Here is a 21,066-nt window from a genome sequence, read left to right as displayed (position 1 = left end):
GAACCATGAGTTTGGACCTGACGCTGGCCGTGTTGGCGGCCCTGGCCTACGCCTCGGTGTTGGCTTGGGCGGTGCAGCGCCGTGGCATGTGGGCCGGTGCGAGTTCGCGATTGCCCCACACGTGGCTGGTGATGGCCACAGGGGCCAGCTTGGTCTGGGCGGTGCTGTCGGCCGCCTTGTCGTTCCGACCTCTGTGGCCCCTGGATGCGCCCCAAACTTGGTTCGACGGCTTGCGGCAATTGGCGTGGATGGGCTGGCTCTTGGTGCTGCTTGGTATCAATGGCCGGCGGCGCGAGTGGCCGGGGTTTGTCTTGCCGGTGCTCTTGTTCGCCGGCATGGCGATGCTCGGTTTGCTCAGCGCAGCCCATGGTGCCTGGTCGCGAGATGTGGAAAGCGTGGTGCGGGCCACGTCGGGTTTGGCCTTGGCGATCGCTGGCCTGATCTTGGTCGAGCAGCTTTACCGCAATGCGGGTGGCGACCAGCGGTGGAACGCCAAGCCGGTGTGCCTGGGATTGGCCGTGGGCTTTGCCTTCGATGTGTACGTGTTTGCCGAGGCCATGTTGCTGCGCCGGCAGGACTGGCAAACCATGCAACTGCGGCCGATGGTGGCGGCGCTGGGTTTGCCGCTTTTGGCCTTGGGGCTTGGGCGTGGCGCTGCGTTGATGGCGTCGCTTCAAGTCTCGCGCACCGTGGTCTTCCACTCGGCGACCTTGCTCTTCAGCGGGGCTTACCTGTTGTTGGTCGCGGGTCTGGGCTACTGGGTGCGCTATTCGGGCGGTGACTGGGGGCCGGCGCTGCAAGTGCTGCTGCTGGTGGCCGGGATCTTGGGCCTCGCAGTGGTTGTTTTTTCTGGCGCGGTTCGGGCGCGGCTGCGGGTGTGGGTCAGCAAAAGCTTTTTCCGATATCGCTACGACTACCGCGACGAGTGGCTGCGCTTCACCGCGGCGCTGGGGTCGTCCGAGGCGCCGGATCGCATGGGCGAAACCGTGGTGCGCTCCTTGGCTGCGTTGGTGGAAAGCCCGGCAGGTGGCTTGTGGCTCCGGCGAAGCGAAGATGGCGTTTTGTCACAGGTGTCTGCCTGGAACTTCGAACGTCGGGATCGCCGATTGCCCGTCGACGGTTGCTTGGTGGACCTGGCCGATCGCTTGTGGATCACCGACCTCAACGCTTGGCGCCAGGGACAAGCTGCCGACGGCCTACCACCGCCCGACTGGTTGCTCGAGGACCCACAAGCTTGGTTGTTGATTCCCTTGGTGGTGGCCGGTCGCTTGCATGGCGCCGTCGTGCTGGCGCAGCCGCGAACACCCCTGGCCTTGGACTGGGAGGTCCGCGACCTGCTCAAGACGGCGGCCTCGCAGGCAGCAGGGGGGCTGGCCATGCTGCAGGCCAGCGAGCAGTTGCTGGAAGCCCAGAAATTCGAGGCCTTCAACCGGATGTCGGCCTTCGTCGTGCACGACCTGAAGAACATCGTGACGCAACTGTCGTTGATGATGAAGAACGCCGAGCGTCACGGCGACAACCCCGAGTTCCGGCGCGACATGAACGACACCGTCAATCACGCCGTGGAGAAGATGCGCCAGTTGATGCTTCAACTGCGCGAGGGGGCACGTCCTACGGGCCTTTCCAGCGGCGTTCGCTTGGCGGCCATCGCCGAGCGTTTGCAGACGGCAGCCCGCCAACGCGGGCGCCACGTAGAGGTGCAAGCCCAAGAGGGGGTCGAGACCCGGGGTGTGGAGGAGCGCATCGAGCGAGTCGTCGGTCACGCTGTCCAGAATGCTTTGGACGCCAGCCAAGACGAACAGGTGGTGCACTTGCGCATCGACGCCGTCGGCTCCTACGCCCGTGTCGAGGTCGTGGACGAAGGCATCGGCATGAGCGAGGAGTTCGTGCGGGACCGCCTCTTTAAGCCCTTCCAGAGCACGAAGGCCCATGGCATGGGCATCGGTGCCTTTGAGAGCATGCAGTATGTTCGTGAGCTCGGCGGCAAGGTGGAAGTGAACAGCGCGCCTGGACGTGGCACGACGCTCACCTTCTTGCTGCCCTTGTTCCATTCCCAAACCCCTACCTGATCTCTTTCGCATGGCGGATTCGCGCAGCCCAAGCCTGTTGATCGTCGAGGACGATTTGGCCCTCCAGCGGCAGCTCAAGTGGTCGCTCGATCGGTTCGAGTCTTTGACCGCGGCCGACGCGACGAATGCGGTGCTTCAGTTCCGGCGCAGCCCCACGCCCGTGGTGACCATGGACCTGGGCTTGCCGCCTGACCAGGACGGCACCACCGAAGGCTTCCGGCTCTTGGAGCAGTTGCTCGAGATCGACCCCTACGTCAAGGTCATCGTTCTCACCGGCCAAAACGACCAAAGCAATGCCTTGCGGGCCATTCGCTTGGGCGCCTATGACTTCCTGGCCAAGCCGGTCGATGCCGACGTCTTGGCCTTGTGCGTTGAGCGCGCGATGCGGCTTCGCGAGTTGCAGGACGAGAACCGCCGGTTGGCCACCCAGGGCGGCAACGCGCTCGGTCAGCTGCTGACGCGCGACCCCGGGATGCAGCGCATTTGCCGCACCATCGAGAAGGTGGCCCGTGCCGATGCCACCGTGCTGTTGCTGGGAGAAAGCGGCACCGGCAAAGAGGTGCTGGCCCAAGGCCTGCACGAAGCCGCTGGTCGCTCGGGCCGTTTCGTGGCCATCAACTGCGCCGCCATTCCCGAGAACCTGCTGGAAAGCGAACTGTTCGGGTACGAGAAGGGCGCCTTCACCGGAGCGGTGAAGTCCACCCCGGGCAAGATCGAACTGGCCCACGGCGGCACCCTGATGCTGGACGAAATCGGCGATTTGCCCATGTCTTTGCAGGCCAAGCTGCTGCGCTTCTTGCAGGAGCGCTCCATCGAGCGATTGGGCGGGCGGCAAGAGATCGCGGTCGACGTCCGCGTCGTCGGGGCAACTCACCAAAACATCAAGCAGCTCATCGCCGAGGGCCGTTTCCGAGAGGACCTGTACTACCGGTTGGCGGAGATCGTGGTCGACATCCCGCCGCTGCGGGAACGGCAAGGTGACGCAGTGTTGTTGGCGCACGCGTTCGTTCGGCGGTTCGCGGCCGATCAGCGTCGCAAGGGGCTGACCTTGGGCGACGACGCCATCCGGGTGCTTGAGCAGCACAGCTGGCCGGGCAACGTGCGTGAACTGCAAAACGTGATGAAGCGCGCCACCATCATGGCCGATGGGGAACGCATCACCGCCGACGACTTGGGCCTGTCGGCCGATGCGGAATCGGGCGACGCCGTTTTGGACCTGCGCGAGGCGCGAGAAAGGGCCGAACGCGCTGCGGTGATCACCGCGCTGTCGAGGGTGGACGGGAACATCGTCCGGGCGGCCGAGCTGCTCGGGGTGAGCCGACCCACGCTCTATGATTTGTTGAACAAGCTGCAGATCAAGCCCTGAGGGGCGCGATGGTGGCCAAGGGAGTGTTGATGACGAACCGTGGATGGACTCAAGGTTTGCTGGCGGTGGCTCTGTGCGTGGGCCTTGCTGCCTGCGGTCAAAAGAGCCCTGAAGAATTGCTGGCTGCGGCGAAGCAGGCGGTGGCGAAGGACGACCTGAAGGCCGCACAAATTCACCTCAAGAACGCCCTGACGCAAGAGCCTGGCAACGGCGAAATCCGCTTCATGCTGGGCGAAACCCTGCTCAACAGCGGCGACCCCGTGGGGGCGCTCTTGGAGTTCGCCAAGGCCAACGAGGCCCAGTTCGACCCCAACCGCGTCGCGCCGGCCGAAGCGCGGGCCATGCTGCAAACGCGCAAGCCGCGGGAGGTGCTGCAGCAGTTCGCCACCCGCCAACTCAGCGACCCGAAGGCGCAGGCCGAACTGCAGGTGGTCATGGCGCAGGCCTACAACGCCACGAACAAGCCGGTGGAGGCGCGCGCGGCGGTGGACGAGGCCCTGCGTCTGGTGCCCAAGCACCCGGGTGCCACGTTGGTGTTGGCCCGCATGGCCGGTGCCGAACGGCGTGTTGACGACGCCCTGGCCCTGGTCGAATCCGTGATCCAGTCCGCGCCCACCTCCGGCGAGGCCTGGCGCCTCAAGGGCGACCTGCTGACCCTGGGCAAGGGTGACGGCAAGGCCGGCCGGGCCGCTTTCGAGAAAGCCGTTGAGGTCGCGCCCCGGGACTTGGCGGCTACGCAGGCCCTCATCGGTCACCTGGTGGCGGTCAAGGACAACGACGAAGCCAAGAAGCGCATCGAGGCCGCGCGCAAGCAGTTCGGCGACAACACCACCGTCCGTTACTACGCGGCCTACTTGGCGATGGGCGACGGCAAGCTCGACGAAGCGAAATCGCACGTCGAGCAACTGTTGAAAGTGACCCGCGACGACCCGCGGGTGCTCTTCTTGGCCGGACAGATCGCCTTCCAGCGCGGGGAAGACCTGGTGGCCGAGTCCCACCTGAGCAAGATCTTGAACCTGCCGGGAGACACCGGGCGCGTGAGGCTGTTGTTGGCCGCCACGCAATTGCGCATGGCCGACCCGACCAAGGCGCTGCGCACGTTGGAGCCGCTGCTGGACGATCCGGGCATGCGCGTGTCCCAGGTGTTCGCCGTGGCCGGCGACGCCCACAGCCAGTTGGGCCAGACCGACAAAGCGCAGGCGATGTACGCCCGTGCGGCCGAGCTCGATCCCAACGATGCCCGCAGCCGCACCATGGTGGCGCTGGGCCGTGTGGCGGGGGGCAACGAGGCGCAAGGTTTGGACCAGTTGCGCGACTTGGCCACCCAGTTCGAGAGCCCCGTGGCCGACGTGGCCTTGATCGGCAGCCTCATTCGCAAGGGTGACCACGCGGGCGCCTTGACGGCCCTGGACGCCCTGGAGAAAAAGACCCCGGGCAAGGCCGATACCACCAACATGCGGGCCCAGGTCTTTCTGGCTCAAGGGGCGACGGACAAGGCCCTGGCCCAGTGGCAAGAATCTCTGAAGCGCGACCCCAAGAACATGGCGGCCGCCGTGGCCCTGGCGCGCCAGGACTTCGCCACCAACCGTGCGGCCGATGCCGTGGCACGGTTCGCCGCAGTGGCCAAGGCCGATGCCTCCGATCCTGTGCCGCAATTGGCATGGTTGCAGGCCCGCCAGTTGGCCGGCGACAAACCCGAGGACCTGGTCAAGTCGGCCCAGCAATTGGTGCAGCAGTTCCCCAAGGTGGCCCGCGTGCGCACGGCCCTCGTGCGCGTGCTGCAAGCCTCCGGTGACACCGACCGCGCCCTGTCGGCTGCGCAAGAGGCGGTGGCGGCCCTGCCCAACGACGGCGAGGTGCTGGAGTTGCTGGGGGCTTTGCAACTGGCCCGTGGCGACCACGGACAGGCGCACAAGTCGATGAGCGACTTGGTGGCGCTGCGCCCCCGTTCGCCCGAAGCCCTCGTGCGCTTGGCCGAGGTGGACATTGCCCGCAAGAACTACCGCCAAGCGCTGGGCAACGCTCGCAAGGCCTTGGCCTTGAAGCCCGACTTCCTGCCGGCCCTGCGTCACGTCATGGCGCTGGAGTTGGAGTTGGGCAACCCGGCGGCCGCGCGCAAGCTCGTCAAGGAGATGCAGCAAGAGAAGAGCACCCAAGGTCTGGCCACCGTGTTCGAGGGCGACCTCGAGGCCAAGCAAGGCAACTGGGCGGCCGCGGCCGCGGCCTACCAGCAGGGCCTGGCGCAGAAGGTCCAGGTGCCGGGCTTGCCCAGCAAGGCCCACCGGGCGCTGCTGAGCGCGGGCAAGGCGGCCGAGGCCCAGGCTTTCGCGCAGAAGTGGATCAAGGACAACCCCGGCGACTTGCTGTTCGTGGCCTACCTGGCGGACTCTGCCTTGGCGCGCTCGGACTGGGCCGAAGCCCGCAGCCGCTACGAGTTCATTTTGAAGTCCTCGCCCAATGACGTGGTGGTGATGAACAACCTCGCCTGGGCGCTGCTGCGCACCAACCAACTCAAGGACGCCGAGGCCCTGGCCCGCAAGGCCGTGGGACTTCGTCCGCAGGCCGGCGCCTTCTTGGACACCCTGTCGGAGATCTTGTCGGCCGAAGGGAAGCACGACGAAGCCATCGAGAAGCAGCGCCGTGCGGTGGAGTTGGACGGCAACAACCCGGCGCGTCGCGTGGCCCTGGCCAAGCGCTACATCGCGGCCAACCAAAAAGAGAAGGCCAAGATCGAGTTGGAGGCCGTGGCCCAACTGGGACCGCGTTACCCCGATCAAACCGAAGTGCAGGCCTTGTTGAAGCAGCTCTGAACGGAGCGCCATGAGCCCACCCCGACGTTCGTCGCTGCGCAAGCAAGTTCACACGCTGCTGCGCAAAGGGTTGGCGCTCATGCCCCAGGGGCAGCGTTTTGCGCTGTACCGGCGCATGGTCGATTGCGACCCGGCGCCGGACTCGCGGCTGCTGCTCAAGGTCGCCGAAACCCGGGAAGAGTTGGAGGCCTGCTTCAAGATCCTGCACGACGCCTACGTCGCCGCGGGCTTCATGAAGCCGCACCCGTCGGGCTTGCGGGCCACGATCTACCACGCGCTGCCCACCACCACCACCTTGTGCGCCAAGTGGGAGGGGCGGGTGGTAGGCACCATCTCCATGATCCGCGACGGGGTGTTCGGCTTCCCGATGCAGTCGGTGTTCGACCTCTCTGGCGTGCGCTCGCAAACGGGGCAGATCGCGGAGATTTCGGCCCTGGCCGTGCACCCCGACTTCCGCAAAACCGGTGGCGCGATCCTGTTCCCGCTGATGAAGTTCATGTACGAGTACTGCGTGCGGTACTTCGACACGCGGCACTTGGTCATTGCGGTCAACCCCGACCGCATCGAGATGTACGAGGCCCTGCTGCTGTTCCGCCGCCTCAGCGCCCAGAACGTGGACGCCTACGACTTTGCCAACGGCGCGCCGGCCGTGGGCGCCACCCTGGACCTGCGTGGCGTGGACCAACGGCTTGCTCGCGTTTACGGTGGCAAGGACGACCGCAAGAACTTGCACGACTACTTCATCGTGCGCGACCTGCCCAACATCCAATGGCCCACGCGCCGCTACCGCACCACGAACGATGCGGTCATGACGCCGGCGCTCTTGGACCATTTTTTCAACCAGCGCACCCAGGCGCTGGCGGGGCTGGACGAACGCAAGAAGGCGCTCTTGTGGTCCATCTACCAACTGGCGGAGTACCGTGCCGTGCTGCCGATGCTCGAGGGCGGCGAGGTGCCGGCCATGCACGCCCTGCGGCGCCACGCCCGCCACTCCATGCTGTGCCCGGCGGAATTGCGCCTGCATGGCCTGACCGAGGCGCTGCCCGCCCAGGTGGTGGAGTTGTCGCTCGGCGGCTTCCAGGTTCGCAGCAAAACACCGCTGCGGCCCGGGGCCGTGGGCGATGCCGTTGTGAGCTTGGGTGAGTTGGAAGAATCGCACGGCCGCTTCGAGGTCGTTCGCGAGGTGGGCTTCGACGGCGAGCAGCACCTGCTCGGCTGCCGCCTCATCGAGCCCGATGCCGTGTGGCGCCGCTGCGTGGCGGCCCTGGAAAGCGGCTTCACCGCCGCCGAAGTCCATGCGTATTGATCGCCCTGCATCCCGCCGGCTCAGCCGGCGCGCGGCCCTGGTGGGGGCGGGGTGGTGCGCGCTGTCCACGCTGCCGCTGGGCGCCATGGGGCAGTCCCTGCCCGACCTGGTGGCCCGCGCCAAGCCCTCGGTGGTGCTCGTGGGCACCTACCGCGAAACCGACGCGCCGCGCTTTCGCTTCTCGGGCACGGGCTTTGTGGTGGGCGATGGGTGGACCGTCGTCACCAACGCGCACGTGCTGCCCGATCCCAGCATCCCAGCCGAAGGGCGCGTTGTGCAGGTGCAAGCCTGGCGCGGCGAGCGGCAGTGGGAGGCCCGGCCGGCCCGCGTGCTGACCGTGGCGCGCGAGCGCGACCTGGCCGTGCTGCGCCTGGAGGGCGGCCCCGCCTTGCCCGCCTTGACCTTGGCCGAAGGGCCGCCACCCCGGGAGGGCAGCGAGCTCGCCTTCATCGGCTTCCCCATCGGCGGCGCCTTGGGTTTTGCCCACGTCACCCACCGGGCGCTGCTGTCGTCCATCACGGGCTTGGTGCTGCCGCAGTCGTCGGGGCAGGGCCTGTCGCCCCGGGCGGTGCGCGCGCTGCGCGACGGGCCGATGGACATCTTTCAGTTGGACGCCACCGCCTACCCCGGCAACAGCGGCGGGCCGGTGTTCGACGTGGCCAGCGGCCAGGTGGTGGGCGTCATCAACATGGTGCTGGCCCGCGGCACGCGCGAGTCGGCCTTGAGCCAGCCCACGGGCATCACCTACGCCCTGCCCGTGGCCCTGCTGCACCCGCTGCTGAAGGACCTCCCTCGATAATCCGCGGCCCATGCCCGCTGATTTCTCGCCCTGGCGCCTGTCCGTCGCGCCCATGATGGACTGGACCGACCGGCACTGCCGCGTCTTCCACCGCCTGCTCACCCGCCGCACCCTGCTGTACACCGAGATGGTGACCACGGGCGCGCTGATTCATGGCGACCAGCCCCGGCACTTGGACTTCGATGCCGTCGAGCACCCCGTGGCCTTGCAGCTGGGCGGCAGCGAGCCGGCCGATTTGGCCGCGTGTGCCCGGCTGGCCGAGCGCTGGGGCTACGACGAGGTCAACCTCAACTGCGGCTGCCCCAGCCCCCGCGTGCAGCGCGGCGCCTTCGGTGCCTGCCTGATGGGCGAGGCCGCGCTGGTGGCCGACTGCGTCAAGGCCATGCGCGACGCCACCGCGCTGCCGGTCACCGTCAAGCACCGCATCGGCATCGACCGCATCGAGAGCTACGACTTCGTGCGCGACTTCGTCGCCACCGTGGCCGAGGCCGGCTGCAGCGTCTTCATCGTTCACGCCCGCAATGCTTGGCTGGACGGCCTGAGCCCCAAGGACAACCGCGAGATCCCGCCGCTGCGCTACGAGATCGTGCACCGGCTCAAGCGCGAGTTCCCGCAGCTCACCATTGCCATCAACGGCGGCATCAAGGACGAAGCCACCATCGCCGAGCAGCTTGCGCACGTGGACGGCGTCATGGTCGGCCGCCACGCGTACCACGAGCCCTGGTCCATGGCCGATTGGGACGAGCGCTTCTTCGGCGAGGCCCCGAACGGCCTGACGCGCGAGGCCGTGGAGGACGCCTGGATCGCCCACCTCGAGGCCCTGTGGGCCCGCGGCACGCCCTGGGCCGTGGCCATGCGCCACGCGCTGGGCCTGTGGAACGGCACGCCGGGGGCGCGTCGATGGCGCCAGGTGTGGAGCGACCACAAGCTCAAGGGCTTGCCGCCGCGGCAGGTTCAAGCGCTGGCCACCTCGGCCCGCTTGGGCTCGGTGACGGCCTAGATTCCCAGGCTCAGTCCCAAGGCGCCGGCTCGCCAGCGCCCGTCGGGGCGGAGGCGGTCGGGGCGGAGTCGGCCGCGGGGGCCGTCGCCACGCCCAGCCCGTCCACGCGGCCGCCCAGGCCCTCGAACAGCGCGGGCAGCAGCTCGCCCAGCTCGCTGGTCAGCAGCAGGGCGTCGGCGTCGAAGGGGTCTTGCTCGCTGTCCTTCAGGCCGTCTTGTTCGAAAGCGCCGTCGTCCACCTTCAGCCGCGTCAGCTGCAGGGTGTCGGTCAGCACGAAGTCCAGGCGGTCTTTCCAGTTCAGCGCCAGCTTGCGCACCTGCTTGCCGGCCGTCAGGTGCTGCTGCACGTCGGGGCCTTCCAGGCCGTGGCGCGTGTAGCGCACGGTGGCGGCGGCCACGTCGGCGCTGCGCAGCTCGGCATCGCGGCCGATGCCAAATCCCTGCGGCGCCACGCCGTCCAGCAGCCAGGCGCGCATGCAAGCGCCCGGGCTTTCCGCCGTTTGCAGCGGTTGCGGCGCCAGGCCGGGCACGGCCTTGGTCAGGGCCGAGAGGGCGGCGTCCAGGCGCGCCGTGCTGGTGCTGTCGATGACGAGCAGCTCCAGCGCCGGGGCGATCCACACCCGCATCGACGTTTGCCGCGTGAAGGCCTGCGGCAGCAGGTCCAGCAGGGCCTCGTCCTTCAGCTCGCGGCGGCGCTTGGCGCCCGCCTTGCGGCCGGTTTCTTGCTCCATCTTCTGCGCCAGCTCGTCCACCCGCTCGCGCACCACCGAGCCCGGCAGCAGGCGCTGCTCGAACTGCAGCTTGATCATCACGTGACCGCCCGGCACGAACTCCGCCAGCGGCCCGTGCGCGTGGCCACGCGGCGGCACGAAGCCCAGGCTCAGCGGCTGCGTCGGCCCGCAGGGCGTGAAGGGCAGGGCGGCCAGCTGGGCATCCAGCTTGTTGGGGTCGGGCTGCGCGTCGCGGGGCAGGTGGTAGGCGGTGAGGGCTTTGAACACGGGGCGGGCGCGGGGCGGTGGGAGTGCGGGGAAGGGCGCGGATTCTGCCCTCAGGCCGAGCTTGAGCTAACGGGCCGCGTGGCCAGGTACACGCCCACCAAGGCCAGCACCAGCGCCACACCGTGCTGCACCGTGGCGGTTTCGCCCAGCCAGCCGATGCCCACCGCCGCGGCAGCCAGGGGCAGCATGACGGTGAACACCCCCGCCTGCTGGGCGGGCACGCCGTGCAGGCCGCGCATCCAAAGCCACACCGCGCCCATGCTGGCGGCGAGCGAGTAGAAGACCAGCATCACCCAATCGCCCGCGCTGGCGGCCTGGGCCTGGAACTGCGGCCACTGCCAGATCGCCAAAGGTGCGACCAAGGCCAGGCCCCAAAGGTTGATGAGGGCGCTGATGCGTTTGGGGCCGAGTTTGGTGGACAGGCGCTTGCCCACCACGACGTAGGCGGCCTCGCACACCACGGCGCCCACCAGCAGGGCGTAGCCCCACCAAGGCGCGGGCGTGCCGCCGGGGGCGTGGCGGGCAAAGGCCAGCAGGCCGATGCCCAGCCCGGCGCAGCCGATGGCCATCCACAGCCGGGCGTTGAGGCGCTCGCCCAAGAAAGCCCAGGACAGCAGCGCCACCGTGGCCGGAATGCCGGCCATGACCACGCCCGCGGCCAGGGCCGAGGTGGCCTGCACGCCAAAGAGCATGCACACCGAGAACAGGAAGTTGCCGAGGAAGCTGCCCAGGAACAGCACGCGGCGGTCGCTGGTGTCCAGCGAGGGCTCGTCGGCGGGCTTGGGCGTCCAACTGAGCATGGCCAGCGCGGCAATGCCGAAGCGCAGCCCCGCCAGCACGAACACGGGGAACACGGCCACCAGGGCCTTGGACAGGCCGACGTAGCTGCCCACCAGGGTCATGCTGGCAGCCAGCAGCAGGTAGCTGCGCCAGGGCGCGTGGGCTTGCGTCATGCTGTGCGCTGCACGAAGCGGCGGTGCAGCAGGGGCAGCAGTTGCACGGCCAGCAGCGCGCCCAGGATGAGGGCGCAGCCCAGCAGGCCTTGGCCGTCCAGTCGCTCGCCCAACAGCCAGGCGCCAAAGAGAGCGGCGAACACGGTTTCGCTGCTGAGGATGATGGCGGCATCGGCCGCTTCGGCGTAGCGCTGGGCCACCACTTGGGCGGTGAAGGCCAGGCCCACGCTGACGAGGCCGGTGTAGGCGATGGGGCCGGCGCAGGCCTGCACCTGCGCCCAGGTGAAGGGCTCGAACGCGAAGGCCCACAGCAGGTTGAGCACGCCCACGGCCGCGAATTGCGCGCAGGCCACCAAGAAGGGGGCGGCCAGGCGGTCGGCCACGCGGCCGATGAACAGCACGTGCAGCGCCCAGGGGATGGCCGAGGCGATGACCCAGGCGTCGCCCGGCTGCAGCACCAGGTCGTGCGCGCCGCTGAGCAGGAAGGCGCCCACCAGGCAGGCCAGGCCGCCGGGCCACACGCTCCAGTGCGGGGGCTCGCGCAGCAGCAGCATGGAGAAGATGGGCACCAGGGGCACGTACAGCGCCGTGAGGAAGCCAGCGTTGGTGACGGTGGTGCTGACGATGCCGATTTGCTGCATCACCGCGCCCAGGCCCATGAGCACGCCCAGGCCCAGGCTGACCGGCAGCCATTGGCGCGTGGCCAGGGGCGGCAGCGCCAGGCTGGGGCGGCGGCGCCATTCCCAGATCGCCAAGGGCAGCACCACCAGCGCGCCCAGCAAGAAGCGCACGCCGGTGAAGGCCACCGGGCCGAGGGTCTTCATGCCTTCGGCCTGGGCGACGAAGGCCGAGGCCCAGACGATGGCGATGGCGGTGAGCAGCAGGTTGGCTTGGAGGCGGTTCATGCGAAATCGGTCAAAGGGCCTGCGCTTCGATGCGGGCCAGCTCTTGGTCGGTGAAGCCGGCCAGGGCGCGGGCGCCCAGGTTCAGCGGCTTGCGGGGCCGGGGCGCGCGGTAGTGCGCGCACAAGGCGGGGAAGTCGGTCTCGGGGTCGACGCCGTCGCGCTCGCAGGCCCAGCGGTACCAGCGGTTGCCAATGGCCACGTGGCCGACCTCGTCGCGGAGGATGACGTCCAGGATCGCCACGGCGCGTGCATCGCCCGCGGCCGCCAGCTTCTTTTGCAGCGGCGGCGTGGCGTCCAGCCCGCGGGCTTCGAGCGTGCGCGGCACCAGGGCCATGCGGGCGCGGAAGTCGTGCGCCGTGGCGCTGCACATCTGCCACAGGCCGTCGTGGGCGTCGAAGTCGCCGTAGTCGTGCCCCAGGGTGTGCAGGTGCTCGCGCAGCAGGCCGAAGTGCAGAGCCTCCTCAGCGGCCACGCGCAACCAGTCGGCGTAGAAGTCCTCGGGCAGGCCGGGGAAGCGCCACACGGCGTCCAGCGCCAGGTTGATGGCGTTGAACTCGATGTGGGCGATGGCGTGCAGCAGCGCGGCGCGGCCTTCCACCGTGTGGGGCGAGCGCGAGCGTGCGGTGAGGGTGGTGGTGAGCACCGGGCGCTCGGGGCGGCCGGGCAAGGCGCTGGGTTCGGGCAGCGAGGCCGCGGCGTCGAGCAGGGCTTCGCCGGCTTGCCAGGCGGCCCACAGCGCGCGGGCCTCGTCGGCCTTGGCCTGCGGATCTCGCGCCATCAGCAGGGTCAAGGCGTGAGGGCGGAGGTCCAGCGGCATGGGGGCCGATTATCCTTGCGGGCTTTTCTGCACGAAGGCGGCTGCCATGAGCGTTTACCGATTGGGCGAGCACGTGCCCACCGTTCCCGACAGCGCCTGGGTGGCCCCCTCGGCCACCGTGGTGGGGCGGGTGAGCCTGGGCGAGCGCTGCTCGGTGTGGTTCGGCGCCGTGCTGCGTGGCGACAGCAGCACGCTGACCCTGGGCGACCGGGTGAACGTGCAAGACTGCGCGGTGCTGCACGCCGACGACGGCTTTCCGCTCACCATCGGCGACGACGTGACCATCGGCCACCAGGCCATGGTGCACGGCTGCACGGTGGGCGAGGGCAGCTTGATCGGCATCCAGGCGGTGGTGATGAACGGCGCGCAGATCGGGGCCGGCAGCCTCGTGGGGGCGGGTGCGCTGGTGACGGAGGGCAAGGTCTTCCCTCCGCGCAGCCTGATCGTGGGCAGCCCGGCCAAGCTGCTGCGCGAGCTGAGCGAGGAAGAAAGCGCCCGCCTGCGCCTGAGCGCCGCCCACTACGCCCGCAACGGCGAGCGCTATGCCGCCGAGATGAGTGAAATTCGATGAGCGACTTCCAAAAATTCTTGTTCGAAGGCCTGCCGGTTCGCGGCATGGTCGTGCGCCTGACTGACAGCTGGCAGACCCTGTTGTCGCGCCGCGAAACCGCCTTGCCGCCCGAGGTGATGAATCTGCTGGGCGAGATGAGCGCCTGTGCCTTGCTGCTGCAGGGCAACCTGAAGTTCGATGGCACCTTGATCTTGCAAATGGCGGGCGACGGGCCGGTGAAGCTGGCCGTGGCGGAGGCGCGCACCGACCTCAGCTACCGCGCCACCGCCAACGTCGTGGGCCCGGTGCCGCGCGGCGCCGACTTGGCCGACCTGCTCAACGTGCACGGCGGTGGGCGCTGCGCCATCACCCTGGACCCGAGCGACCGCCCGGCGGGCGTGCAGCCCTACCAGGGCGTGGTGCCGCTGAACGACGCCGAGGCCCGCCGCTTCAACCGCCTGGAGCAGGCGGTGGAGCACTACATGAAGATGAGCGAGCAGCTCGACACCAAGATCGTGCTGGCGGCCAATGCCGACGGGGCGGCCGGGATGCTGATCCAGCGCATGCCGCTGGAGGGCGAGGGCAACCTCGAAGGGCGCTACGGCGCCGAGCGGGCGCTGGAGTTGGAAGACGCCTTTCCGCGCATCGCCATGAAGGTGGGCACGGTCAAGCCCGAAGAGCTGCTGAGCCTGCCGCTGGACCAGCTTTTGCACCGCCTCTTCTGGGAGGAGCCCCTGCGCCGGTTTGACCCGGCGGAGCCGACCTTCCGTTGCACCTGCTCGCGCGAGCGCGTGGGCCGGATGCTGGTGGGCCTGGGGCGCGAGGAGGTGGACAGCATCCTGCTGGAGCGCGGCGACGTGGAGATTGCCTGCAACTTCTGCGGCGCGCCCTACCGCTTTGACGCGGTGGACTGTGCGCAGCTGTTCCAAACCGAGGGCGGCGTGGCGCCGCCCCCGGCCGAGTTGCACTGAGGGGCGCGGCCCCTTTAGTCGACGCGGCGGGCGCGGTCCAGGGCCGGTGCGCGCACCTGGCCCAGGGCCTTGACGTACTGCTCCAGGGCCTCGGTGTCGGTGGGGCCAGTGCGACGGTCGCGGCCCTTCTTGAGGCCGACGAAGCCGTCGCCGCCTTCGGCCATGAAGTTGTTGACGGTGACGCGGTAATCGCGCGTCAGCACCAAGGGCTGGCCGTTGACGGTGACCGATTCGGGCAGCACGCGCTGGTCGGCGGGGCGCTGGCTGGACCACTGGTAGCGCAGGGAGTCGGAGGCTTGCAGGCGGCTGCAGGACTTGCCGTCGCGCCACTGGGCTTGCAACAGGTCCAGCAGCTCTTGGCCGCTCAGGGTCATGGTGATCAGCACGTTGCTGAAGGGCTGAGCAGTGAACAGGTCGGAGAAACGGATCACGCCCTTGGTGGCCTCCAGGCTCAGGCCGGCGCGGATGCCGCAGCTGTTCATCAGGGCCAGTTCGGCGCCCTCGGCGCGCGTGGCGGCCAGTTGGGCGTCGGCCAACAGCAGGCCCATGGGGGAATTGCCATCCTCGCGGCTGGCTGCCGGCACGTCGCCCGCCAAGCGGCCCACCTCGCGCTCGGTCAGGGGCTTGGCCTTGGCGATGTACCCCGCCAACAGCGCGGTTTGCTCGGGGTCTTTGGCAAAGGTGTCCAGGCGCACCAGCACGTTGGTGGCCTGGGTGCCCACCACGTCGCGGGTGCGGCGGTCGATCTGCAGTTCGATGTCGGTGATCATCGAGCCGTACTTGTCGCCACTGGTGACACGGCGGCCGTCGATGACGCAGTTGTAGGCCCGGTGCGTGTGGCCCGTGATGACCACGTCCACGGCCGGGCTCATGCCCTTGACGATCTCCAGGATGGGCCCCGACATGCCTTCGCAGCCGTTGTAGCTGCCGGTGGGGTAGCCGCCCTCGTGGATCATGACGACGATGGCCTCGACGCCCTGGGCTTGCAGCACCTTCGTCCAGCGGTTGATGGTCTGCACCTCGTCCTCGAAGCGCAGGCCCGTCACGGCACTGGGCATCACCAAACCGGGCGTGCCCTCCAGGCTCAGGCCGATGAAGCCGACGGGCACGCCGTCAAAGTGGCGAATTTGGTAGGCCGGCAACAAGGTCTCGCCCGTGGCCACGTCGACGGTGCTGGCCGCCAGGTACTGGAAGCCGGCGCCCTTGAAGTTGGGGTTGCCACGGCAGCCTTCGGTCGGGTGGCAGCCGCCGCGTTGGCGACGCAGCAGTTCGGCGCTGCCTAGGTCGAACTCGTGGTTGCCAACGGCCGACAGGTGCAAGCCCATGGCCGTGAGGGACTCGAGCGTGGGCTCGTCAAAGAAAAGGGCCGACAGCAGGGGAGTGGCACCGATCAGGTCGCCAGCGGCCACGAACACGTGGTGCGGCTTGTTGGCGCGCAAGGCCTTCACCGCGGTGGCCAAGGCCTCGGAGCCGCCGACGGGCACCTGGATGGACTTTTTCGGGTCGGCCGGGTCTTGCAGGCGGAACGGGGCCGGGGGCAGCAGGTTGCCGTGGAAGTCGTTGATGGCCAGGACCTGCACCTTGAGCGGCTCGGGCGTGGCCGCCGGGGGGGGCGTGGCGCAGCCCGCGAACAGGGCGGCGGCCAGGGGGGCGATCAAGGACAGGGAACGGCGAAACATGGGCTCTCCAAGGGCAGCCCGCCATTTTGGCGTTCAGACGGGCAGGTCGCGGCGCAATCGGTCACGAATCCAAGCCTCCGCCTGGGCCACGCGCTGGTCGAGCGTGCCGCGCAGGGGCTCGTGCGGCAGGCCCTGGGCCAGCAGGAGGTCTTGCAGCGCGCGGTGCGTGCGGTGGCGCGTGGCCTCGCCGTCGCGCAGCCAGCCGTCGGCTTGCCAGGCGATGCCATCGGGGTCGCACAGCAAGGTCAGGGACACAGCGCGGTGGCGCTGCAGCGCGGCGGGCATCAGGCTGCGGTCGGCGAAATAGTGCTCGCTGTAGAGCGCCGTCATCAAAGCCGTGGTGTCGGCGATGACCACCGGGGCCTGGGCTGCAGCGGCGTCGATTTGGCGTTGCTGCTCCGCGGCGATGTGGGCTTGCTCGTGCTGGCGCGGGGTGCGGCCATGGGCCAGGCACCAATCGCGCAGGTGCTCGGGCACGGTGGCGGCCGGCAGGTCGCGCAGGCGTTCGCCCAAGGCCTGGGTGAGGCTGCTTTTGCCGGTGCACTCGGCGCCCAGCAGGGCGACAACGAGGCTCACGCGGCGGCCTTCAACTCGCGCGCCCACAGGCGCCAGCCCCAGGCGGCCAGGGGGATGAAGGCGGCGTACAGCAGCACGGTGAGCCAGTAGGCCTTGATGGCAAACAGGGCCACCGAGACGGCGTTGATGGCGATCCAGAACGGCCAGTTCTCGATGAACTTGCGCCCCAACTGCACCGTCGCCACCACGCTGGCCACGGTGGGCAGGGCGTCCCAGTAGGGCAAGGGGGAGTCGGTGGCGTGGTCGAGAAAGGCCCCCAGCAGCGGCCAGCTCACGGCCGTGGCGCCCAGGCTGGCGATCCAGCCGCGGCGGTCCATGCGCTGCACGGGCAGCGCCTGTCCAGCCTGGCCTCGGGCCCATTGCCACCAGCCCCAGGCCGCCAAGGCGATGAAGAAAAGCTGCAGGCTGGCTTCGCCGTACAACTGACCGTGCCAAAAGAGCAGCCCGTAAAGGGCCGACGAGGCAATGGCCAGCGGCCAGGCCACGAGCCATTGGCGCTGGTTGCCGATGACCATGGCCACCGAGAGCGCGAAGGCCACGATCTCCAGCCACGTGACGGGGCTGCCCCAGGCCGTGAAGGCGGGCAAAAAGGCGAGCTCGATCAAGGCGCGGCTACTTCAGGCGGACGTAGATCTCGTCCGGCTTGACCATGCCCAGCTCGCCCCGGGCCTTTTCTTCGACCATCTCCAGGCCTTCGCGCAGGTCCTTGAGCTCGGCGCGCAGGCGCACCAGCTGCTGGCGCGTGGCCTGGTTTTTCGACTCTTGCGCGGCCAGGGCCTGGCGCAGTTCGGCCACGTGCGAGGCCGACTGCTTGCCAAACCACATCTGGCCCTGAACCCCCAAGAGGGCCAGGCCCAGCAGGACCGCCATGCCGCGCAAGGTCGCTTCCTTCAGCGCAGGTTGTAGAAGGCCGCGCGCCCGGGGTACACGGCCACGTCGCCGAGGTCTTCCTCGATGCGCAGCAGCTGGTTGTACTTGGCCATGCGGTCAGAGCGCGACAGCGAGCCGGTCTTGATTTGACCGGCATTGGTGCCCACGGCGATGTCGGCGATGGTGTTGTCTTCGGTCTCGCCCGAGCGGTGGCTGATGACGGCGGTGTAGCCGGCGCGCTTGGCCATCTCGATGGCGGCGAAGGTTTCGGTCAGGGTGCCGATCTGGTTGATCTTGATGAGGATCGAGTTGGCGATGCCCTTTTCGATGCCTTCCTTCAGGATCTTGGTGTTGGTGACGAACAGGTCGTCACCGACGATTTGCACCTTCTTGCCCAAGCGATCGGTCAGCAGCTTCCAGCCGTCCCAGTCGCCTTCGGCCATGCCGTCTTCGATGGAAATGATGGGGTACTTGTCGACCCAGGTGGCCAGCATGTCGGTCCACTGGGCGGCGCTGAGCTTGATGCCGCCTTCGCCTTCCAGCACGTAGACACCGTCCTTGTAGAACTCGCTGGCGGCGCAGTCCAGTGCCAGCGCGATTTGCGTGCCCGGGGTGTAGCCGGCGGCCTCGATGGCCTGCAGGATCATCTGGATGGCGGCCTCGTGGTTGTCGACGTTCGGGGCAAAGCCGCCTTCGTCGCCCACGGCGGTGCTCATGTGCTTGTCGTGCAGGATCTTCTTCAGGGCGTGGAAGGTCTCGGCGCCCCAGCGCAGGGCCTCGCGGAAGCTGCTGGCGCCCACGGGAACGATCATCAGCTCTTGCAGGTCGAGGTTGTTGTTGGCGTGCGCGCCGCCGTTTACGACGTTCATCATCGGCACGGGCAGTTGGCAGCCGTTCATGCCGCCGAAGTAGCGGTACAGCGGCAGGCCGGCTTCTTCAGCGGCGGCGCGGGCCACGGCCATCGACACGGCCAGCATGGCGTTGGCGCCCAGGCGGCTCTTGTTGTCGGTGCCGTCGAGGTCGATCAGGGTCTTGTCCAGGAAGGCCTGCTCCGAGGCGTCCAGGCCCATCACGGCTTCGCTGATTTCGGTGTTGATGAACTCCACCGCCTTCAGCACGCCCTTGCCCAGGTAGCGGCCCTTGTCGCCGTCGCGCAGTTCGATGGCCTCGCGGCTGCCCGTGCTGGCGCCGCTCGGCACAGCGGCGCGGCCCAGGGTGCCGCTTTCCAGCAGCACGTCGCATTCAACGGTGGGGTTGCCGCGGCTGTCGAGGATCTCGCGGCCGACGATGTCAACAATGGCGCTCATGGGGGATGTCCTTAGGAAGCAAGAAAAACTGCACGGAAGTTTAGAGGGGTACCCCTCGGTAACTTCGGGTCAAACCGGGTTCACGTGGGGGAGTAGCCCTCGACCAGCGTGACGTTGAAATACTCGGTCGCCCCTTGGCGAAGGGCGCGCGAGGCGGTGTAGCCCTCGCCGAAGTACCAGGCCTTGGCGGCCTCCATCGAGGGGAAGCGCAGCACCACCAGGCGGGCCGGGTGCCAATCGCCCTCGACCACCTCCATGGCGCCACCGCGCACCACGTACTCGCCGCCGTGGGCGGCCACCGTGGCCGGGGTGGAGGCCATGTAGGCCTTGAAGGTTTCGGGGTCGCTGACCTTGCTGGCGATGACGGCGTAGGCGGGCGTGCTCATTGGGCTTGGGCCTGAGCGTTGGTCTGCTTGTGCTGCAGCGCGGCCTTCACGTACGCGATGAACAGCGGGTGGCCGTCCCACGGCGTGCTCTTGAACTCGGGGTGGAACTGAACGCCTACGTACCAGGGGTGCACGGCCTGCGGCAGCTCGACGATTTCCGTGAGCTTCTCGCGCTGGGTGATGGCGCTGATGACCAAGCCGGCCTTTTGGAGCTGGTCCAGGTACTGCTCGTTGGCTTCAAAGCGGTGGCGGTGGCGCTCGGTCACCACCGGGCCGTAGATGGCGTGGGCGATGGTGCCGGGCTTGACGTCGCTGCTTTGCGAGCCCAAGCGCATCGTGCCGCCCAGGTCGGAGTTGGCGTCGCGCTTCTGGATGCTGCCGTCGGCGTCCTGCCACTCGTCGATCAGGGCGATGACCTTGTGCGGCGCATCGGGGTCCATCTCGGAGCTGTTGGCGCCCTCGAGGCCGGCCACGTGGCGGGCGTACTCGATGGTGGCCACTTGCATGCCCAGGCAGATGCCGAGGTAGGGCACCTTGTGCTCGCGGGCGTACTGGGCCGCGATGATCTTGCCTTCCACACCGCGCTTGCCAAAGCCGCCGGGCACCAGGATGGCGTCGGCGTTCTTCAGGCTGTCGAGCTTGCCGGCTTCGATTTCTTCGGCGTCGACGTAGTCGATGACCACGCGGGCGTGGTTGTGGATGCCCGCATGACGCAGGGCCTCGTTGAGCGACTTGTACGAGTCCGACAGGTCGGTGTACTTGCCGCACATGGCGATGCGCACTTCGGTTTGCGGGTTCTCCACCTCGTGCACCAGGGTGTCCCAGCGCTTGAGGTCGGTGGACTTGGTGCTGAGCTGCAGCTTGGTGCAGATCATCTGGTCCAGGCCCTGTTCGTGCAGCACGCGGGGCACCTTGTAGATGGTGTTCACGTCCCACATGCTGATCACGCCGTACTCGGGCACGTTGGTGAACAGGGAAATCTTTTCGCGCTCGTCGTCGGGGATGCGGCGGTCGGCGCGGCAGATGAGCGCGTCGGGCTGGATGCCGATTTCGCGCAGCTTCTGCACCGTGTGTTGGGTGGGCTTGGTCTTCAGTTCGCCGGCGGCGGCGATCCAAGGCACGTAGGTCAGGTGCACGAAGGCCGTGTTGTGCGGGCCCATCTTCAGGCTCATCTGGCGCACGGCTTCGAGGAAGGGCAGGGACTCGATGTCGCCCACCGTGCCGCCGATTTCGACGATGGCGACTTCGACTTCATCGGGCGTGCCCACGCCGGCGCCGCGCTTCACGAACTCTTGGATCTCGTTCGTGATGTGCGGGATGACCTGCACGGTCTTGCCGAGGTAATCGCCCCGGCGTTCCTTCTCCAGCACCGACTGGTAGATCTTGCCGGTGGTGAAGTTGTTGGCCTGCTTCATCCGCGTGGTGATGAAGCGTTCGTAGTGGCCCAGGTCCAGGTCGGTTTCCGCGCCGTCGTCGGTCACGAAGACCTCGCCGTGCTGGAACGGGCTCATCGTGCCCGGGTCGACGTTGATGTAGGGGTCCAGCTTGATCAGCGTGACCTTCAAACCGCGGGATTCGAGCAGGGCCGCGAGCGAGGCGGCCGCAATGCCCTTGCCCAGAGAGGACACGACACCGCCGGTGACGAAGACGTATTTGGTCATTGTGTGCAGGGCGTTCCCACGCGCCGCACCCCCTTGGGGGGCCG

The 21,066-nt window shown here is 68.3% G+C and carries 19 protein-coding genes; 8 read left to right on the top strand and 11 right to left on the bottom strand.

Annotation, left to right across the window (positions count from 1 at the left end; genetic code table 11):
* Positions 1-5 precede the first annotated feature (5 nt).
* From prsK to dusA, 6 genes are read left to right on the top strand one after another with little or no spacing between them, the layout of a single operon-like run.
* Positions 6-2,069 carry an XrtA/PEP-CTERM system histidine kinase PrsK gene (gene prsK, locus EOD73_RS03875; protein WP_127681027.1) on the top strand — a complete coding sequence of 688 codons (2,064 nt, stop codon included), beginning with the start codon at positions 6-8 and terminating at the stop codon, positions 2,067-2,069.
* A gap of 10 nt (positions 2,070-2,079) precedes the next feature.
* Positions 2,080-3,435 (top strand): PEP-CTERM-box response regulator transcription factor, encoded by a 1,356-nt coding sequence (gene prsR, locus EOD73_RS03870; protein ID WP_127681025.1) that lies wholly within the window; start codon positions 2,080-2,082, stop codon positions 3,433-3,435.
* 29 nt (positions 3,436-3,464) lie between these two features.
* The gene (gene prsT / locus EOD73_RS03865; protein ID WP_164845942.1) at positions 3,465-6,245 is read left to right on the top strand and encodes an XrtA/PEP-CTERM system TPR-repeat protein PrsT; all 2,781 of its coding nucleotides are present in this window, start codon (positions 3,465-3,467) and stop codon (positions 6,243-6,245) included.
* 10 nt (positions 6,246-6,255) lie between these two features.
* Positions 6,256-7,551 (top strand): PilZ domain-containing protein, encoded by a 1,296-nt coding sequence (locus EOD73_RS03860; protein WP_127681021.1) that lies wholly within the window; start codon positions 6,256-6,258, stop codon positions 7,549-7,551.
* On the top strand, positions 7,541-8,350 hold the full coding sequence (locus EOD73_RS03855; RefSeq protein ID WP_240660583.1) for a S1 family peptidase: 810 nt from the start codon (positions 7,541-7,543) through the stop codon (positions 8,348-8,350). Before EOD73_RS03860 ends, EOD73_RS03855 begins: the two co-directional genes overlap by 11 nt.
* A gap of 10 nt (positions 8,351-8,360) precedes the next feature.
* Complete coding sequence (gene dusA, locus EOD73_RS03850; RefSeq protein ID WP_127681018.1) at positions 8,361-9,350, top strand: tRNA dihydrouridine(20/20a) synthase DusA; 990 nt, start codon at positions 8,361-8,363, stop codon at positions 9,348-9,350.
* A gap of 10 nt (positions 9,351-9,360) precedes the next feature.
* Here the strand turns inward: dusA and EOD73_RS03845 are convergent, their stop codons facing one another.
* The 4 genes from EOD73_RS03845 to EOD73_RS03830 are packed head-to-tail and all read right to left on the bottom strand — an operon-like array spanning position 9,361 to position 13,022.
* Positions 9,361-10,347 carry a recombination-associated protein RdgC gene (locus tag EOD73_RS03845; protein ID WP_164845941.1) on the bottom strand — a complete coding sequence of 329 codons (987 nt, stop codon included), beginning with the start codon at positions 10,345-10,347 and terminating at the stop codon, positions 9,361-9,363.
* A 50-nt stretch (positions 10,348-10,397) separates the two neighbouring features.
* Positions 10,398-11,300 (bottom strand): DMT family transporter, encoded by a 903-nt coding sequence (locus EOD73_RS03840; protein ID WP_127681014.1) that lies wholly within the window; start codon positions 11,298-11,300, stop codon positions 10,398-10,400.
* Positions 11,297-12,205 (bottom strand): DMT family transporter, encoded by a 909-nt coding sequence (locus EOD73_RS03835; RefSeq protein WP_127681012.1) that lies wholly within the window; start codon positions 12,203-12,205, stop codon positions 11,297-11,299. Before EOD73_RS03835 ends, EOD73_RS03840 begins: the two co-directional genes overlap by 4 nt.
* A gap of 10 nt (positions 12,206-12,215) precedes the next feature.
* Complete coding sequence (locus EOD73_RS03830; protein ID WP_127681010.1) at positions 12,216-13,022, bottom strand: ferritin-like domain-containing protein; 807 nt, start codon at positions 13,020-13,022, stop codon at positions 12,216-12,218.
* A 46-nt stretch (positions 13,023-13,068) separates the two neighbouring features.
* Here EOD73_RS03830 and EOD73_RS03825 point away from each other — a divergent pair, with 46 nt between their 5' ends.
* Together EOD73_RS03825 and hslO are read left to right on the top strand one after the other, a co-directional pair.
* Complete coding sequence (locus tag EOD73_RS03825) at positions 13,069-13,593, top strand: gamma carbonic anhydrase family protein (RefSeq protein ID WP_127681008.1); 525 nt, start codon at positions 13,069-13,071, stop codon at positions 13,591-13,593.
* Positions 13,590-14,543, top strand: a complete 954-nt coding sequence (gene hslO, locus EOD73_RS03820; protein WP_127681007.1) for an Hsp33 family molecular chaperone HslO — start codon at positions 13,590-13,592, stop codon at positions 14,541-14,543. The genes EOD73_RS03825 and hslO overlap by 4 nt, the downstream gene beginning before the upstream one ends.
* 14 nt (positions 14,544-14,557) lie before the next feature.
* Here the strand turns inward: hslO and EOD73_RS03815 are convergent, their stop codons facing one another.
* The 7 genes from EOD73_RS03815 to pyrG form a co-directional block, all read right to left on the bottom strand.
* Positions 14,558-16,222, bottom strand: a complete 1,665-nt coding sequence (locus tag EOD73_RS03815) for a bifunctional metallophosphatase/5'-nucleotidase (RefSeq protein WP_127681005.1) — start codon at positions 16,220-16,222, stop codon at positions 14,558-14,560.
* A gap of 33 nt (positions 16,223-16,255) precedes the next feature.
* Positions 16,256-16,798, bottom strand: a complete 543-nt coding sequence (locus EOD73_RS17520) for an AAA family ATPase (protein ID WP_164845940.1) — start codon at positions 16,796-16,798, stop codon at positions 16,256-16,258.
* On the bottom strand, positions 16,795-17,403 hold the full coding sequence (gene pnuC / locus EOD73_RS03805) for a nicotinamide riboside transporter PnuC (protein WP_240660582.1): 609 nt from the start codon (positions 17,401-17,403) through the stop codon (positions 16,795-16,797). The genes EOD73_RS17520 and pnuC overlap by 4 nt, the downstream gene beginning before the upstream one ends.
* Positions 17,404-17,410: 7 nt before the next feature.
* Positions 17,411-17,668 (bottom strand): septum formation initiator family protein, encoded by a 258-nt coding sequence (locus EOD73_RS03800; protein WP_127681001.1) that lies wholly within the window; start codon positions 17,666-17,668, stop codon positions 17,411-17,413.
* A 20-nt stretch (positions 17,669-17,688) separates the two neighbouring features.
* Positions 17,689-18,975 (bottom strand): phosphopyruvate hydratase, encoded by a 1,287-nt coding sequence (gene eno / locus EOD73_RS03795; protein WP_127680999.1) that lies wholly within the window; start codon positions 18,973-18,975, stop codon positions 17,689-17,691.
* A gap of 80 nt (positions 18,976-19,055) precedes the next feature.
* Positions 19,056-19,361 carry a DUF1330 domain-containing protein gene (locus EOD73_RS03790; RefSeq protein ID WP_127680997.1) on the bottom strand — a complete coding sequence of 102 codons (306 nt, stop codon included), beginning with the start codon at positions 19,359-19,361 and terminating at the stop codon, positions 19,056-19,058.
* Entirely contained in the window at positions 19,358-21,022 is a 1,665-nt protein-coding gene (gene pyrG / locus EOD73_RS03785; RefSeq protein ID WP_127680995.1) for a CTP synthase, read from the bottom strand. Before pyrG ends, EOD73_RS03790 begins: the two co-directional genes overlap by 4 nt.
* Between the last annotated feature and the right edge of the window lie 44 nt (positions 21,023-21,066).

This window comes from Inhella crocodyli (assembly GCF_004004565.1).
GTDB classification, from domain to species: domain Bacteria; phylum Pseudomonadota; class Gammaproteobacteria; order Burkholderiales; family Burkholderiaceae_C; genus Inhella; species Inhella crocodyli.
Note: the sequence above shows the minus strand (reverse complement) of the source record. Positions and strands in the feature narration are given on the sequence as shown.

Coding starts and splice junctions, on each gene's coding strand:
- EOD73_RS03825 (WP_127681008.1), top strand. CDS start 13,069: ATGAGCGTTTACCGATTGGGCGAGCACGTGCCCACCGTTCCCGACAGC.
- EOD73_RS03860 (WP_127681021.1), top strand. CDS start 6,256: ATGAGCCCACCCCGACGTTCGTCGCTGCGCAAGCAAGTTCACACGCTG.
- eno (WP_127680999.1), bottom strand. CDS start 18,975: ATGAGCGCCATTGTTGACATCGTCGGCCGCGAGATCCTCGACAGCCGC.
- EOD73_RS03835 (WP_127681012.1), bottom strand. CDS start 12,205: ATGAACCGCCTCCAAGCCAACCTGCTGCTCACCGCCATCGCCATCGTC.
- prsK (WP_127681027.1), top strand. CDS start 6: ATGAGTTTGGACCTGACGCTGGCCGTGTTGGCGGCCCTGGCCTACGCC.
- prsR (WP_127681025.1), top strand. CDS start 2,080: ATGGCGGATTCGCGCAGCCCAAGCCTGTTGATCGTCGAGGACGATTTG.
- EOD73_RS03830 (WP_127681010.1), bottom strand. CDS start 13,022: ATGCCGCTGGACCTCCGCCCTCACGCCTTGACCCTGCTGATGGCGCGA.
- EOD73_RS03800 (WP_127681001.1), bottom strand. CDS start 17,668: ATGGCGGTCCTGCTGGGCCTGGCCCTCTTGGGGGTTCAGGGCCAGATG.
- EOD73_RS03840 (WP_127681014.1), bottom strand. CDS start 11,300: ATGACGCAAGCCCACGCGCCCTGGCGCAGCTACCTGCTGCTGGCTGCC.
- hslO (WP_127681007.1), top strand. CDS start 13,590: ATGAGCGACTTCCAAAAATTCTTGTTCGAAGGCCTGCCGGTTCGCGGC.
- EOD73_RS03855 (WP_240660583.1), top strand. CDS start 7,541: ATGCGTATTGATCGCCCTGCATCCCGCCGGCTCAGCCGGCGCGCGGCC.
- EOD73_RS03790 (WP_127680997.1), bottom strand. CDS start 19,361: ATGAGCACGCCCGCCTACGCCGTCATCGCCAGCAAGGTCAGCGACCCC.
- prsT (WP_164845942.1), top strand. CDS start 3,465: ATGACGAACCGTGGATGGACTCAAGGTTTGCTGGCGGTGGCTCTGTGC.
- pyrG (WP_127680995.1), bottom strand. CDS start 21,022: ATGACCAAATACGTCTTCGTCACCGGCGGTGTCGTGTCCTCTCTGGGC.
- dusA (WP_127681018.1), top strand. CDS start 8,361: ATGCCCGCTGATTTCTCGCCCTGGCGCCTGTCCGTCGCGCCCATGATG.
- EOD73_RS03815 (WP_127681005.1), bottom strand. CDS start 16,222: ATGTTTCGCCGTTCCCTGTCCTTGATCGCCCCCCTGGCCGCCGCCCTG.